The sequence below is a fragment of the Burkholderia sp. ABCPW 14 genome (assembly GCF_001523835.1).
Classification (GTDB): Bacteria; Pseudomonadota; Gammaproteobacteria; order Burkholderiales; family Burkholderiaceae; genus Burkholderia; species Burkholderia mayonis.
Map to the genome: position 1 here is coordinate 1 of NZ_LOVS01000158.1, position 15,835 is coordinate 15,835.

The 15,835-nt window shown below is 69.0% G+C and carries 12 protein-coding genes; 9 read left to right on the forward strand and 3 right to left on the reverse strand.

The genetic code is table 11. From position 1 onward, the window contains the following. The 6 genes from WS62_RS25500 to WS62_RS25520 all read left to right on the forward strand — a co-directional run. Nucleotides 1-1,679, forward strand: a 1,679-nt coding sequence (locus WS62_RS25500; protein WP_156441134.1) for a thioesterase domain-containing protein, incomplete at its 5' end; no start/stop codon positions are given. Next, nucleotides 1,676-2,734: a GntG family PLP-dependent aldolase gene (locus WS62_RS25505; RefSeq protein WP_066576815.1), complete on the forward strand. Its 1,059-nt coding sequence runs from the start codon at nucleotides 1,676-1,678 to the stop codon at nucleotides 2,732-2,734. The genes WS62_RS25500 and WS62_RS25505, both read left to right, overlap by 4 nt. Before the next feature lie 167 nt (nucleotides 2,735-2,901). Continuing rightward, entirely contained in the window at nucleotides 2,902-4,119 is a 1,218-nt protein-coding gene (locus tag WS62_RS25510; RefSeq protein ID WP_066576817.1) for an MDR family MFS transporter, read from the forward strand. A 75-nt stretch (nucleotides 4,120-4,194) separates the two neighbouring features. Next, nucleotides 4,195-6,501: a penicillin acylase family protein gene (locus WS62_RS25515; protein ID WP_197422921.1), complete on the forward strand. Its 2,307-nt coding sequence runs from the start codon at nucleotides 4,195-4,197 to the stop codon at nucleotides 6,499-6,501. 28 nt (nucleotides 6,502-6,529) lie between these two features. After that, entirely contained in the window at nucleotides 6,530-6,856 is a 327-nt protein-coding gene (locus WS62_RS36940; RefSeq protein WP_156441135.1) for a hypothetical protein, read from the forward strand. Nucleotides 6,857-7,011: 155 nt separating this feature from the next. Continuing rightward, nucleotides 7,012-8,679 carry a bifunctional protein tyrosine phosphatase family protein/NAD(P)/FAD-dependent oxidoreductase gene (locus WS62_RS25520; RefSeq protein WP_066576822.1) on the forward strand — a complete coding sequence of 556 codons (1,668 nt, stop codon included), beginning with the start codon at nucleotides 7,012-7,014 and terminating at the stop codon, nucleotides 8,677-8,679. Nucleotides 8,680-9,597: 918 nt separating this feature from the next. Here the strand turns inward: WS62_RS25520 and WS62_RS25530 are convergent. The 3 genes from WS62_RS25530 to WS62_RS25540 form a co-directional block, all read right to left on the reverse strand. Continuing rightward, a complete protein-coding gene (locus tag WS62_RS25530; protein WP_066576825.1) occupies nucleotides 9,598-9,822 on the reverse strand; it encodes a helix-turn-helix domain-containing protein in 225 nt (74 codons plus the stop codon). A gap of 10 nt (nucleotides 9,823-9,832) precedes the next feature. After that, nucleotides 9,833-10,396 carry a DUF2975 domain-containing protein gene (locus tag WS62_RS25535; RefSeq protein ID WP_066576827.1) on the reverse strand — a complete coding sequence of 188 codons (564 nt, stop codon included), beginning with the start codon at nucleotides 10,394-10,396 and terminating at the stop codon, nucleotides 9,833-9,835. Between the two features lie 200 nt (nucleotides 10,397-10,596). After that, nucleotides 10,597-11,952 (reverse strand): sigma-54 interaction domain-containing protein, encoded by a 1,356-nt coding sequence (locus WS62_RS25540; protein WP_066576828.1) that lies wholly within the window; start codon nucleotides 11,950-11,952, stop codon nucleotides 10,597-10,599. 259 nt (nucleotides 11,953-12,211) lie between these two features. On the opposite strand from WS62_RS25540, the gene WS62_RS25545 reads away from it, so the two are divergent. The 3 genes from WS62_RS25545 to WS62_RS25555 are packed head-to-tail and all read left to right on the forward strand — an operon-like array spanning nucleotide 12,212 to nucleotide 15,655. After that, the gene (locus WS62_RS25545; protein WP_066576832.1) at nucleotides 12,212-13,087 is read left to right on the forward strand and encodes an MBL fold metallo-hydrolase; all 876 of its coding nucleotides are present in this window, start codon (nucleotides 12,212-12,214) and stop codon (nucleotides 13,085-13,087) included. A 52-nt stretch (nucleotides 13,088-13,139) separates the two neighbouring features. Then, nucleotides 13,140-14,810, forward strand: coding sequence for a bifunctional protein tyrosine phosphatase family protein/NAD(P)/FAD-dependent oxidoreductase (locus WS62_RS25550; protein ID WP_066576835.1), 1,671 nt, complete (start codon nucleotides 13,140-13,142; stop codon nucleotides 14,808-14,810). Between the two features lie 38 nt (nucleotides 14,811-14,848). Next, a complete protein-coding gene (locus WS62_RS25555) occupies nucleotides 14,849-15,655 on the forward strand; it encodes a sulfite exporter TauE/SafE family protein (protein ID WP_066576836.1) in 807 nt (268 codons plus the stop codon). Nucleotides 15,656-15,835: the final 180 nt, after the last annotated feature.

Consider the following 15,835-nt stretch of genomic DNA (forward strand, 5'->3'; position numbering starts at 1 on the left):
ATTCGACTTTCACCCGGCGCACTCCCAACGGCCGCCCCACCATCGGCGTCCCGATCGCCAACACCCAGGCGTTCGTCCTGTCCGCCTCCGCGCAACTGCAGCCCGTCGGCGTCCCCGGCGAACTCCACCTCGGCGGCGCCGGACTCGCCCGCGGCTATCTCGGCCGCCCCGAGCTCACCGCCGAACGCTTCGTCGACAACCCCATTCACGACGCCTCCGTGCGCCGCCTCTACCGCACCGGCGACCTCGTGCGCTGGCTGCCCGACGGACACCTCGAATTCCTCGGCCGGCTCGATCAGCAGGTCAAGATCCGCGGATTCCGGATCGAACTCGGCGAAATCGACGCCCGCCTCGGCGCCTGCGACGGCGTCCGCGAAGCCGCCGTCGTCGCGCTCGACCATGCCGGCGAATCGCAACTCGTCGCCTATGTCGTCCCCCGCGACGCGCACGCCACCTCCGCCCCCGCGCTGCGCGCCGCGCTCGCCGCCTTCCTCCCCGCCTACATGATCCCCGCCGCGTTCGTCTTCCTGCCCGCGCTGCCTCTCACCCCGAACGGCAAGCTCGACCGCAAGCGCCTCCCCATGCCGGACGACGCTCGCAAGTCATCCCGTGAATACGAACCGCCTCGAAGCCGGACCGAAACAGCAATCGCATCGGTCTGGCAGACGCTGCTCGACTATTCGCCCGTCGGCCGGCACGATCACTTCTTCGAAGTGGGGGGCCATTCGCTGACGGCGCTCAAGCTGCTCGATAGCCTGTCCAAGCGCTTCGCCGTTCCGCTGACGGCCGCGATGCTGTTTCGCAGTCCGAGCATCGAGCAACTCGCGCGCGAAATCGACGCCGCCCGTACCGGGCACGACGTCGAGCCGCCCGTCGAGCGGTTCCGCGACGGCGCGGTCACCGTGGCGCCGCTGCTGCTCGTGCCGCCCATCGGCGGCTCGTCGCTTTGCTATGGCGACCTCGTCAACGCGCTCGGCTATCCGGGCGTCGTCTGGGGCTGCCAGCAGACACGCGAGATCGTCGCCGCGGAAACGACGGGCAGCGCGGCAGGGCTCGCCGCGCTCTATGTGCGCGCATGGCTCGAACGCGCGAAGCACACCGAGGTCTGCCTGCTCGGCTGGTCGTTCGGCGGCGTGGTCGGCTTCGAGATGGCGAGCGAACTCGAGAAGCGCGGCGTGAGGGTGCGCTGGCTCGGGCTCATCGACACGCACCTGCCCGCGCCCGGCGGCGACACGCTCGACCGCCAGGCGCTCGCCACCTTTGCGCTCGATCTCGGCTTCGACGCCGAAGAACTCGCGCAATGGCAGCATCTCGTCCACGACGGGGAAAGCGACGCGCTGCGGTTCCTGTGGACGAACGGCCGCCGCACGGGCCGCCTGCCTGCCGCGATCACGCTCGACGAACTGACCGAACGCTATCGCATCACGGCGGCGAACCTGCGCCGGCTCGCCGATTACCGGCCGTCGTCGACATGGCAAGGCCCCGCCGACTACTTCCTGGCCGCGCGGGACGGCGCCGCGACCGCCGCGCGCCGCTCGGCCGACGTCTGGCGCACGCGCCTGCCCGACATCGCCGTCACCGAAGTCGACGCGGACCATTTCTCCATCGTCAAGAGCCGGCACGCTCAGTCGATCGCGCGGCTCGTCACGCTCAAACTCGAGGAGCTGATTCCAGCATGAGCCGCACGCGCATCCATTTCGATTACCTGAGCGACACCGTCACCCTGCCCACGGCCGCGATGCGCCGCGCGATGTACGAGGCGGAGGTCGGCGACGACGTCTATGGCGAGGACCCCAGCACGAACCGGCTCGAAGCCTACGCGGCCGACCTTCTCGGCAAGGAAGCCGCCTGCTGGCTGCCGTCGGGCACGATGGCCAATCTGACCGCGATTCTTGCTCAGTGCGAGCGCGGCAAGGAGCTGTTCGTCGGAGACGACTCCGATCTGTACAACTACGAGGCAGGCGGCCCGTCCGTCGTCGGCGGCATCGTCCTGCATCCGCTCGCGACGAACGCGCGCGGCGAAATCCCGCTCGACGCGCTGCACGACGCGCTGCGCGACGCCGACGACACGCAGTGCGCGAAGCCCGGCATCGTTGCGATCGAAACGCCTCACGTGCGAACGGGGGGCGCGCCGCTGTCGCTCGACTATCTGCGCGCGTTGCGCGCATTTTGCGACGCACACCGCCTTCCGCTTCATATCGACGGCGCGCGCGTGTTCAATGCCGCGATCGCGCTCGGCGTCGACGTGACGCGCATCGCCGCATACGGCGACACGCTGCAATTCTGCCTATCGAAGAGTCTCGCGGCGCCGGCGGGTTCGATCGTCGTGTCCGGCCGCGACACGATCGCGCGCGTGCGCCGCTGGCGCAAGCTGCTCGGCGGCGGGATGCGCCAGATCGGCGTCGTCGCCGCCGCCGGGGAAGTCGCGCTGCGCACGATGGTCGAGCGCCTCGCCGACGATCACGCGAACGCGCGGCGGCTCGCCGACGGCCTGGCCGCGATCGACGGCATCGAACTCGCACACGAGCACGTGCAAACCAACATGGTGTTCTTCAAGGTCGAGCATGCGGCGATCGACCAGCGGCATTTTCTCGAAGCGCTCGCGGCGCGCGGCGTGCGAATGGCGGAACTGGGCCACGGCAACATACGTGCGGTGACGCACTACCACCATTCGGCGAACGACATCGACAGCACGCTCGCGATCGTGCGCGACGTGCTGTCGGGCACAAGCTGACGCCTTGCCGACACCAAGCTTACGCAACAACAAAAACGCTGAGTACAATACCGGCCTGCGACACGGCGACGATGCGCGTTCGCGCGCCGGCTCATGCGGCGCATCGCGCGATGCGCGCCGCTTCGGCACGGCACGGCCGGTCCTCAACGGTTCTCGATGAGACATACATGAGTCAAGAAAAGGCAAGACACCCGCTCCTCGTCTGGCTGCTGATCGTAGGCACCGGCTTCGTCGTGATGGCACGCGCGATGAGCCTGCCGTTTCTCGCCATCTATCTGCACCAGCGGATGGGACTCGACGCGGCGTCGATCGGCCTGCTGCTCGGCACGGGCGCGCTCGTCGGCACGTTCGGCGGCCTGTTCGGCGGCCATCTGTCCGACGTGCTCGGCCGGCGCAAGGTGCTGATCGGCTGTCTGCTCGTATCGAGTCTGTCGTTCGCCGCGCTTCATTTCGCGGCGAACGCGTGGCAAGTCTTCGTCGTCAACCTCTTCATCAATCTCGCGAGCTCGTTCTACGAACCGGTCTCGAAGGCAACCATCAGCGACAATCTTCCGCCCGAGCAGCGACTTCGCGCGTTTGCACGACGCTACGTGGCGATCAACGTCGGTTTCGCGATCGGGCCGCTGCTCGGCGCGTCGCTCGGCCTGCTCGACAAATCGCCCGTGTTCCTCATCACGGGGGCGGTATACCTGTTGTTCTCGATCGCGATCCACGCGATCACGGCCCGGCTCGTGTTCGGCCGCCCGCCGCATGAAGCGGCGGCGTCCGACCTTCCGCTCGCCGCGAAGCTGCGCATCATCGGCACCGATCGGCGCCTCATTCTCTTCACCGCGGGCAGCATGCTCGCGATCGCCGTGCACGGCGAAATGTCGGTCACGTTTTCGCAATACCTGATCGGCGCGTTCGACGACGGACTCAAGATGTTCGCCTGGCTGATGAGCACGAACGCGATCACGGTCGTCTTGAGCCAGCCGTTCCTGAACCGCGTCGGCGAACGGCGCGGCCCGTTCACGTCGTTGACGCTCGGCGCGATTCTGCTCGCGATCGGCGCGGCCGGCTTCGCGAATTCGCCGAACATGACCGCCCTCGTCGTGTCGATGGTCGTCTTCACGTGGGGCGAAGTGCTGCTGATCCCGTCGGAATACGCCGTCCTCGACAGCATCACGCCCGAGCCGATGCGCGGCATCTATTACGGCGCGCATTCGCTCAGCAACGTCGGCAACCTGCTCGGCCCATGGCTCGGCGGCCTCGCACTGCTGCACTACGGCGGCGCCGCGATGTTCTACGCCATGGGCTTTGTCGCGCTGCTGAGCCTGTTCGCGTTCGTCGTCGGCTCGCAGATCAAGCCTGCCCCGGACGGACGGCTCGAAGTTCAAAACCGCTGACGGGCTTCGCCTGCCGGCGCATCTCGACCGCAAGCGAATACCCGCGCCCTCGTCCGCTCACAACCGATGTCGATCATGAACGTCAGCAGAACCCTCCGCGCGGCGCTGTGCTTCGCATCGGCCCATGCTCGGCGGCCGTTCTACCGGCGAGCCGAGCGCAAGCGCCTCGAACTCGCGTACCGCGACGATCGCGTGTCGATCGAGCGCGGCGCGTCGGGCGCGCCGTGCATCACGGCGCGCTCGGAGCCCGCCGTCTATTTCGGGCAAGGCTATGCGATGGCGATCGATCGCCTTTGGCAGATGGACATCCTGCGCCGCGAGGCGGCAGGACGTCTCGCGGAGATCCTGGGCGCGCCCGCGCTCTCGCTCGACCGTTATCACCGCACGCTGCGGCTCGATCACTACGCGGCCGCATCGGTGCGGCTCGTCGGGACCGAAGACAACACGCGTCTCTCGGCTTTCAGCGACGGCGTGAACGCCGCCATCGCGCAACTCGTGCGTGACCCTGTCCGCCGCCCGGTCGAATTCGACCTGCTCGGCTACTCGCCCGAGCCGTGGCAACCGGCCGACACGTTCGCGGTCTTGAAGCTGATGGCGCTACAACTCGGCATGAACGCGAAATACAAGACGCTCATGCACGAACTCGGCCGCGCGTTCTCCGCCGACGCGGTCGACGCGCTAGGCGCCCGGGCCACGACGCATGACTACGCCACACTGACAGGCGCCGCGCTCGCGCGCGATGCGATCGACGTGCCGATCCGCGCGTTCGGGCAGACGATCGATCTGAGCGGACTGCTGCCCGTGCTCGGACAGGCGAGCGCGACGGGATCGAACGCGTGGGTGGTCGGCGGCAAGCACACGCGCAGCGGCTATCCGATCCTGTGCAACGATCCGCATCTGCCCTTCATGCTGCCCGCGATCTTTCACCAGGCGCGGCTGCGCTGTACCGATCCGGACAACCGGTTCGACGCGTCCGGCGTCAACGTGCCCGGCCTGCCCGGCCTCATCTCCGGACACAACGCCGACGTCGCATGGGGCATCACGAACTCGCAGCTCGACGTGCAGGACCTGCTGCTCGTCGAGCCGTCGGCGAACGCCGAACTGTACCCGGCATTCGAGCCCGGCGTACACCGCGACGAGATCCGCGTGCGCGGCGGCGACGCGGTTGCCTTGACGACGCATTTCACGCGTCTCGGACCGAGCGTCGATGCGTTTTGCCGCCACGAGAACGAACGCGACGCGCGCCGGCACGTCGTGCTCGCATGGAGCGGACTGCTCGCCGCCCCCGACGTGCGCGGCCTGTTCGGGCTCACGAAGGCGCGCGACTGGCCGGGTTTCCGGCGTGCATTGGCCGACATTCAGAGCCTGTCGCTGAATTTCATGTTCGCGTCGCGCAGCGGCGACATCGGCTTCAAGACGGTCGGACGCGTGCCGCGCCGCCGCGCCGGATTGAAGCACACGCTCGCGCCGAACGATTGGGACGGCTTCATCGAATTCGATGCGCTTCCCGAGTTGCTCAATCCGCCGAGCGGCGTCATCGTCAACTGCAACAATCCGATCGCCGACGAGCGCGACGACGTTCCGCTCGCACTGCTCTGGAACCCGAGCTTCCGCGCATGGCGCGTGGACACGCTGCTGAAGGCGAAGTCGACGTGGACCGTCGACGACATGGAAGCCGTCCTCGGCGACACGACCAATCTCCATGCCCGGCAGCTGCTGCCGATGCTGCTGCCGCTCCTCGACGCGCAAGCGGGCGAGCACGTCGCGCACGCCGTTGCGCTGCTTCGCGAGTGGGATTGTCGCGACGAACGTGCGTCGCCCGCCGCGCTCGTCTGGCATCGCTTCTTCAAGGCGCTGGCGACGGCGATCTACGGGCCCGAATTTCAGCCGTTTCGCGCCTATTTCGAGAACGGCGCGGCGGCGACGACGCACCTCGTGTCGCGCGCGTTGCGCGGCGAACCGTCCCCATGGATCCCGGCTCCCGCGGTCTTTGCGTCGACCGTCGCCGCCGCGTTCGGCGACGCGCTCGAATCGCTGCGCGCGGCCGGCGATCGGCCGACATGGGGCCGGCACCATCGGCTCGGCTTCACGCACCTTCTGTCGGCCGCGCTCGGACCGCTGCGCCGCTGGACGAACATCCCGGCCGTCGAGCGGCAAGGCAGCGAAATGACCGTCTCGCTCAACGCCGGCAGCCCGAGCGTGATCCAGGGCGCCGTGTGGAGCATGGCGGCATCGTTCGATGCATCGTCGAGCTTCAGCCGAACCACGCTGCTGCCCGGCCAGAGCGGCGACTTTCGCAGCCGCTGGTACGCCGACCAGTTCGATGCGACGACCGGAGACGGCGGCAAACTCGTCGATTTCACGCGAATCGACGCCGTATAAAGGCGACGGAACCCCGTGACGAGCCGCGATGGCGGTGCGTGACGCGACGGCGTTCGACGCGCGGGTTCTCGCGTGTGATGCGCCGCGCTCGGCCGAATGCGCCGAACCGCCGCGCTCGCGCCCCAGGATCGAAACACGTCGCTGCCATACGGCGCGCCTTCGAGGCAGCGCACCCGCCGCCGCGGACACGCGGGACAAGCGCCGCGGCGGCAATTCGATCCCCGTTTTTGCAATGCCGCAGTCTGCGCGCCACGGCGACCTAACGCGCCGTCATCCCGCAAATTTGATCTACTTCAAGAAAATACGGTTGCACTTCGTTACGATTGACTTGGGAATCTTCGACGTCCGCCACTGAGTCCGAAGGCCCCACGCAAGCATCTCCGATCTCGCGACCAGCACGGTGCGATCGAGTTTCCCGACGCGAAGGACATGCGTGCGCTACCTTGCGATCGCGCTCGCCGCAATCCGCGCGCGCATCGCCTCGCGTCAAGCGGAGAAACGGAGAAGACCATGAAGATCAACAAGCTCGCGGCCGAGTTGTCGGTATCGCCGCAGATCGTCGCGGCGGACCTGCCCGCGATCCGCGACGCGGGCTTCCGGACGCTCGTGTGCAACCAGGCGGACGGCGAAAGCGCGGACCAGCCGACCTTCGCCGAAATCGCCGCGGCGGCGGCGCGCGTCGGCATCGCGGTTCATTACCTGCCCGTCGAAGCCGGCAACATCGACGACGAGCAAGGCGCCGCGTTCCGCGCGCTCGTCGCGACGCTCGACACGCCGGTGCTCGCGTACTGCCGCACCGGCATCCGCTCGGCGACGCTCTGGGCGCTGTCGCAGGCGGGCGCCCGACCGCTGCGGGACATCGTCGCCGCGGGCGAAGCGGCCGGCTACGATCTGTCGGGCGTCGCGCGCCGCATCGCGCAACGCGGCCGGACGGCGTCGGACGCGGCCATCGCGAGCCACGACGTCGTGATTGTCGGCGCCGGCGCGGCGGGCCTCGCGGTCGCGTCGAGCCTGCTCGCGCGCGATCCGACGCTCGATGTCGCGGTGATCGATCCGGCCGACGCCCATTACTACCAGCCCGGCTGGACGATGGTCGGCGCGGGCGTATTCCAGCCGCAGGCCACTGCCCGGCAGATGGCCGCCGTGCTGCCGCGCGGCGTGCACTGGATCAAGGCCGGCGTCGCCGCGTTCGAGCCGTTGAACGACGCCGTGCTGCTCGAAGCGTGCCGCGTCGTGCGCTACAAGCAGCTCGTCGTCTGCCCGGGCTTGAAGCTCGACTGGCACGCGATCGACGGCCTGCCCGAGACGCTCGGCAAGAACGGCGTCACGTCGAACTATCGCTACGATCTCGCGCCTTACACGTGGCAGCTCGTGCGCGAATTCGGCGGCCGCCGCGCGCTCTTCACGCAGCCGCCGCTGCCGATCAAGTGCGCGGGCGCGCCGCAAAAGGCGATGTATCTGTCGGCCGACCATTGGCAGCGCACGAGGCGGCTCGACAACGTCGATGTCGCGTTCTACTCGGCCTCGCCGACGCTCTTCAGCGTGCCGGCCTACGTGCCCGCGCTGATGGAATACGTGAAGCGCTACGACATCGCGCTGAACTTCAGCCACAACCTGATCGCGATCGACGGCCTGGGCAAGCGTGCGGCGTTCCTGCGCACGCGCGACGACGGCTCGACCGAGATCGTCACGCGCGCATTCGACATGATCCATGTCGTGCCGCCGCAGAAGGCGCCCGATTTTGTCCGCGCGAGTCCGCTCGCCGATGTCGCCGGCTGGATCGACGTCGATCCCGCGACGCTGCGTCATCGCGCATATCCGAACATCTACGCGCTCGGCGACGCCGCGAACACGCCGAATGCGAAGACCGCGGCCGCCGCGCGCAAGCAGGCGCCCGTCGTCGCGCACAACGTGCTCGCCGCGCTCGGCGGCGCGCACGGCGAGGCGACGTACGACGGCTACGGTGCATGCCCGCTGACCGTCGAGCGCGGCAAGATCGTGCTCGCCGAGTTCCGCTACGGGGGCAGGCTCGCGCCGACGTTTCCCGCATGGCTCATCGACGGCACGCAGCCGTCGCGGCTCGCGTGGCTGCTGAAGGAACGGCTGTTGCCGCCGCTTTACTGGCAGGCGATGCTCAAGGGGCGGGAGTGGCTCGCGCAGCCGGAGATCGTCGGTTGATCGCCGCGGAACGAGGCGCTTGACCTGGTCGCCCGGCCGGGTCCGAAATGCGGACGCGCGACGCAGGCGGGCAGCACGTCGGCGCATATGGCCCAGGCCGATCGCGGCGATTTGTTCGCCGGTTCATTCGCCGGTTCGTCCCGCGATTCGCCGCATCGAGCCGAAGCGGCGCTCATCGCCCGACAATCGACCGCGTCACCACTTGCAGCCGTCATCCCTGACGGCGTCGATCGCGAGCGCCGGAATCGCGAGCAGGCCCATGCCCGAATACGCGTTCCGGCAATCGGCACGGCTCGCTTTCGACATCTCGCGCGCAAGGGTCGACGCCGCCGTCGCTTTCCGTGGCAGCGCGAGGCCGGACGACGCCCCCGTCGCTTCAACCGCCGCATCCGCCGATCCTCGCCCGATCGACCGGAACGATCCGACCGAGTCCAGATCCGCCCGCCAGTCGGCGCCGGGAGCCGGTGCGCTCGGCGTCCGGGCCGGCTTTCGTTGCGCGTCGTTCGCCTCGGCGCCCGCTCGCACCGGTTCGCGCCGCGTATCGCCGGCGCCGCGACGCGGCTGCGAATAAACGCCGTCACGCGCGGCCGCCCGCGTGCCGCGCATCGATGCGGCGTGCGCAGGCGCGCGCCGCGCCGAAAGCGACGGCAACGGCGGCGGCAACCTCGGGATCAGCCTGACGATCAACGCTCGCCTTCCCGGCTCCGGCACATCGATTGTCGATGCGTGCGCCGCCGACGGCGGCCGGCGTTCGAGCGCAAGCCAGGCCAGCACGTGAATCGACGTCGCGATCGCGAGCGCGAGCACGCCGCCCCCCAATTGGCGATACCGCCGCCGATGCCGCCCAGCACCGACGGCCCCCGCGCCATCTGCGCCACCTGCGCGCATCACGCCGGTCACCGCCGCCAGCCTGCCGCCTCAACCCGCATCGGAGCCGGGCGCGTCGCTGAATTCCAGCAGATCGCCGGGCTGGCAATCGAGATGGCGGCAGATCGCCTCGAGCGTCGCGAAGCGGATGCCCTTGACCTTCCCTTGCTTGAGGAGCGACAGATTCTGCTCGGTGATGCCGACGGCCGCGGCGAGATCCTTCGAGCGCACCTTGCGGATCGCGAGCATCACGTCGAGCTTGACGATGATCGGCATGGCGCGCGCCTCAGACGAATTGCCGGTGCTCGGCGTCGAGCTCGCTCGCCTGCCGCAGGATATGCGCGATGACCGCGACGCAGGCGGCCGTAAACAGCGCGACAACGTAGGGCAAGCCGAAGCTCAGCGTGACGACGCGGTGCCCGACGGGCTCGCGCATCGTCGCCCACACGCTCAGGAGCGGCTCGCACAGTACGCTCAGCACGACCCAGATGCCGACCGCACGCCCCATCTTGCCGAGATGGCGGGCGGCTTCGGCCGAGAAGTAATCGCGGCGGGCGTAGGTCCGAAACAGCTGACGCAGATGGCGCAAGCCGCTCGCGAGCGCGAAGAGCGGCACGCTCGACAGCACGATGCCGCCCGCCTTCTGCCACCACGGAAACGCGGCGACGTCGACGCCGAGCCCGGAGATCAGCGAATCGGTGAGACCGAACCCGAGGCCCGCGCCGGACTTGACTGCGTTCAACGACGGGTAGGCCCAGCACGCGGCGTTGAGCAGCATCATCGCCGCGATGAACCAGAGCGTGACGGTAGCCATCCGTTGGCTGAGACGGGCGATGCGATCGGAGTGCATGGAAATGCCTCGACGAATGAGATCAAGCTGCGGATTATAGGTCTATTTTTATCGTAAAACAATAATTAATGATCTTATAAATTTGATTATTTGTCGCAAAACGTGCATCTAACGATACGCGTCCGAACCTCGCCGGAAAGTGTCGCGCAATCGGCACGTGCCCGACGCGAGCCGCCATGCCGGCTCGCCGCCCGACCGATTCACGCGTCCCGCGTCGCGATCCCGAGCGCGCGCAGCCGCCGGTACAGCGTGCGCTCGCTCATCCCGACGTGCCCGGCGAGCGAGCGCCGCGTGCCGTCGAACGCACGCGCGATGCGCACGAGCTCGTCGTCGGACAGCTTCGCCGACAGATCGGGCCGCCCCGGCGCGCCGCCCGCGTGCGCGACTTCGTCGGGCAGATGCTCGACGCGGATCACGCCGTCGTCCGCAAACAGGCACGCGCGGTCGAGCACGTTGCGCAGCTCGCGGATGTTGCCTGGCCACGCGTACGCTTCGAGCCGCGCGAGCGCATCCGGCGCGACCGCGAAGCGCTGCCCGGCGACGGGCCCTTGCGTCGCGATCCGGCGCAGGATCGAATCGACGAGGAGCGGCATGTCGCCCGGCCGCTCGCGCACGGCCGGCAGATGGATCGGATACGCGCTGATCCGGTAGTACAGATCCTGCCGGAACCGGCCGTCGCCGATCATCTCCTTGAGCGGCTTGTGGGTCGCCGCGACGAGCCGGAAATCCGCGCGCAGCACCTCGACGCCGCCCACCCGCCGGAACGTCCCCGATTCGATGAGCCGCAGCAGCTTCACCTGCATCGGCGGCGGCACGTCGCCGATCTCGTCGAGGAACAGCGTGCCGCCCTGCGCGGTTTCGACGAGGCCCGGCTTGCGCGCAGTCGCGCCGGTGAACGCGCCCTTCTCGTAGCCGAACAGCTCGCTTTCGAACAGCGTCTCGGCGATTCCCGAGCAATCGACGACGACGAACGGCCCCATCGCGCGCGCGCTCGCCTCGTGCAGCGCGCGGGCGAACAGTTCCTTGCCGGTGCCCGATTCGCCGAGCAGCAGCACGGGCAGCATCGACGGCGCGACGCGCTGCAGCGCGGACAACGCCGCGTTGAACGCATCCGAGCCGCCGACGAGCCCTTCGCCGCTCGGCTTCGCCGACGCGCTGCGCACGGTCGTCAGACGCTCGACGTATGCGATCACCTCGCCTTGCGCATCGAAGATCGGCCGCAGCTCGACGTCGACGTGCTCCGGCCCGCGCGGCGTGTGATGGATGTGCAGCACGCGGTTGAGGCTGCGCGATTCGGTCGCCTGCTTCATCGGGCAATGCTCGCCCGCCTGGTCGCACGGCACGTCGTAGTGATGCGAGACCTGATGGCAGCGCCGCCCGACGTGCGCTTCGCCGGCGATGCCGAACTGCCGCTGGTACGCAGTGTTCGCGGCGAGAATCCGGTAGGACGGGTCGAGCACGATCATCGGCTGCGGGTCCTGCTCGAGGTACGAGACGAGCGCGCCCACGTCGGGCGGCGAAACGGGGACGATCGGGATGACGTCGCGCTGATCCATGGTTGGGCTCCGGCTGCGCGGCCCGCGGCCGCGTCGACTGCCAATTCTGCCATCGGACTGCCAATCGTGGCAGCGAACCTGCGCGAAAACCGCCTCGGCTGCGTCGCGCGCCGCGCGATGTCGACGCAAAAACACGATATGAATCAAGTCCCTGCACCCGGCGATCGGCGATGCTGTCTGCTTGGCACGGTTCTTGTTCAATCGATCGCCATATCGATGAATCGGACCCAGGAGGAACTTCGTGACAACAGCGTCCACGATGACCGTCGAAGGCTTTTTCGACCCGGCGACGTACACCCTCAGCTACCTGCTGCTCGACGGCGGCAGCGGCGAATGCGCGCTGATCGACAGCGTGCTCGACTACGACCCGAAATCCGGCCGCACGCGCACCGCGAGCGCGGGCCAGCTGATCGCGCGCGTGAACGCCCTCGGCGCGCGCGTGCGCTGGCTGCTCGAGACGCACGTGCACGCCGACCACCTGTCGGCCGCGCCCTACCTGAAATCGCATGTCGGCGGCGAGATCGCGATCGGCCGCCACGTGACGCGCGTACAGGACGTATTCGGCGCGCTGTTCAATGCGGGGCCCGCGTTCGCGCGCGACGGCAGCCAGTTCGATCGGCTCCTCGACGACGGCGACACGCTCGCGCTCGGTTCGCTGTCGATCCGCGCGCTGCATACGCCGGGCCACACGCCCGCATGCATGACCTACGTCGTCACCGACGGGCACGCGGCGCACGAGGCGGCCGCGTTCGTCGGCGATACGCTGTTCATGCCGGACTACGGCACCGCGCGCTGCGATTTCCCCGGCGGCGACGCGCGCACGCTGTACCGGTCGATCCGCAAGGTGCTGAGCCTGCCGCCCGACACACGCCTCTTCATGTGCCACGACTACCAGCCGAACGGCCGCGCGATGCAGTACGCGAGCACCGTCGCCGACGAACTGCGCGAGAACGTCCACATCCGGGACGGCGTCACCGAAGACGACTTCGTCGCGATGCGCACCGCGCGCGACGCGACGCTCGACATGCCGGTGCTGATGCTGCCTTCGGTGCAGGTCAACATGCGCGCCGGGCGCCTGCCGGAGCCCGAGGACAACGGCATGCGCTACCTGAAGATCCCGCTCGACGCGCTCTGATCCGGCCCGCCTCCCCAGCGACGACACGACTCACGACACGCACACGCAAACCATGGATATCCGCACGTTGACCGATACGCTGTCGGTCTCCCCCCAAATCGTCGCCGCCGATCTGCCGGCACTCGCGCAGGCGGGCTTTCGCTCGATCGTCTGCAACCGGCCGGACGGCGAAGGCCCGGATCAGCCGACCGTCGCCGAGATCGAGGCCGCCGCGCAGCCGTTCGGCATCGCGGTCCGCTACCTGCCCGTCGACTCGGGCAAGGTCACCGACGCGCAGGGCGAACAGTTCGGCGCGCTGCTCGGAACGCTTCCGGCGCCCGTACTCGCGTACTGCCGCACCGGAATGCGCTCGGCGACGCTGTGGGGGCTGTCGCAAGCGAGGCTTCGGCCGCTGAACGACATCGTCGCCGCGGGCCGCGCGGCCGGCTACGATCTCGCCGCGCTCGGGCGCCGCATCATGCAGCGCGGCCAGAGCGCGACGGCGCAGACCATCGAGGCGAGCCACGACATCGTGATCGTCGGCGCCGGCGCGGCGGGGCTCGCGGTCGCGTCGAGCCTGCTCGCGCGCGACCGCTCGCTCGACATCGGCGTGATCGATCCGGCCGACGCCCATTACTACCAGCCCGGCTGGACGATGGTCGGCGCGGGCGTGTTCCAGCCGCAGACGACCGCCCGCCGGATGGCCGCCGTGCTGCCGCGCGGCGTGCACTGGATCAAGGCCGCCGTCGCCGCGTTCGAGCCCGATACGCATACGGTCGTGCTCGACGGCTGCCGGCTCGTCCGCTACAGGCAGCTCGTCGTCTGTCCGGGCTTGAAGCTCGACTGGCACGCGATCGACGGCCTGCCCGAGACGCTCGGCAAGAACGGCGTCACGTCGAACTATCGCTACGATCTCGCGCCGTACACGTGGCAGCTCGTGCGCGCGTTCGGCGGCCGCCGCGCGTTCTTCACGCAGCCGCCGCTGCCGATCAAGTGCGCGGGCGCGCCGCAAAAGGCGATGTATCTGTCGGCCGACCACTGGCGGCGCACGAACCGCCTCGACAACGTCGACATCGAGTTCTTCAACGCGGGCGCGACGCTCTTCGGCGTCGCCGACTACGTGCCCGCGCTGATGGAATACGTGAAGCGTTACGACATCGCGCTGAACTTCGGCCACAACCTGACGGCGATCGACGGAGCGGGCAAGCGCGCGACGTTCGCACGCACGCTGCCGGAAGGCGGCGTCGAGATGATCACGCGCGAATTCGACATGATTCACGTCGTGCCGCCGCAGAAGGCGCCCGACTTCGTCCGCGCGAGCCCGCTCGCCGACGCGGCCGGCTGGGTCGACGTCGATCCGGCGACACTCAGGCACAAGCGCCACCCGGACGTGTTCGCGCTCGGCGACGTGACGAACACGACGAACGCGAAGACCGCGGCCGCCGCGCGCAAGCAGGCGCCCGTCGTCGCGCACAACGTGCTCGCCGCGCTCGGCCGCGCGCACGGCGAGGCAGCGTACGACGGCTACGGCTCATGCCCGCTGACCGTCGAGCGCGGCAAGATCGTGCTCGCCGAATTCCTGTACGGCGGCAAGGTCGCGCCGACCTTCCCTGCGTGGCTCATCGACGGCAAGCGCCCGTCGCGGCTCGCGTGGCTGCTCAAGGAGCGGCTGCTGCCGCCGCTCTACTGGCAGGCGATGCTCAAGGGCCGCGAATGGCTCGCGAAACCCGAGATCGTCGGCTGATCGCCGCCCCTCGCTGACAACGTCCGAAACAACGAAGCATGCTGATTTCTCTGGTGCTTGGCGGCATCGTCGGTGCGGTGCTGGGTTTGACGGGCGCGGGCGGCGGCATTCTCGCCGTCCCCGCGCTCGTCGTCGGGATGGGCTGGCCGATGCAGCAGGCGACGCCCGTGGCGCTCGTCGCGGTCGCGGGCAGCGCGGCGCTCGGCGCGCTCGAGGGCTTCCGGCGCGGACTCGTCCGCTATCGCGCGGCGCTGCTGATGGCCGCGGCCGGCGTGCCGCTGACGACGCTCGGCGTACGGCTCGCGCACGTGCTGCCGCAGCGCGTGCTGCTCGCCCTCTTCGCGCTCGTGATGCTGATCGTCGCGGTGCGCCTGCTGCGCCAGGCGCTCGCACATGCGGCGGGAGCGCCGCACCGCTCGCCGCTTTGCGTCGGCCGCATCGATCCCGCCACCGGACGCCTCGTCTGGTCGTGGCCGGCCGGCATCGCGCTAGCATCGACGGGCGCGCTGACGGGGCTGATGACGGGCCTCCTCGGCGTCGGCGGCGGCTTCGTGATCGTGCCGATGCTGCGCAAGTTCACGAACGTGACGATGCACGGGGTCGTCGCGACGTCGCTGATGGTGATCGCGCTCGTCGGCACGGGCGGCGTGATCGCGACGATGATAAGCGGCACGCCGGCGCCGCTCGACGTCACGCTGTGGTTCGCCGTGACAACCGCGCTCGGGATGGCGGCCGGGCGCTGGGTGTCGCGCTTCCTGTCCGCGCGGCACGTGCAGACGGGCTTCGCCGTCGCGCTCGCGTGCGTCGGGGTCGGGCTGCTCGGGAAGGCGGCGCTCGGCGTCTGACGCGCGGCCGGCGTTCGCGTGCTCGCGTCCCCTTCCAGATATGCGTGAACTGCCCGCAGCCGAAACTGCTCGTCATGCTTCGCCATGAAACCCCAAAGGTTGGATCGGCGTCCAACTTTTGGGGTGCAGCTCAAACGCGGGCATTTTCCGGGACTTCGCTCAGGCTGACGAACGGCCGAC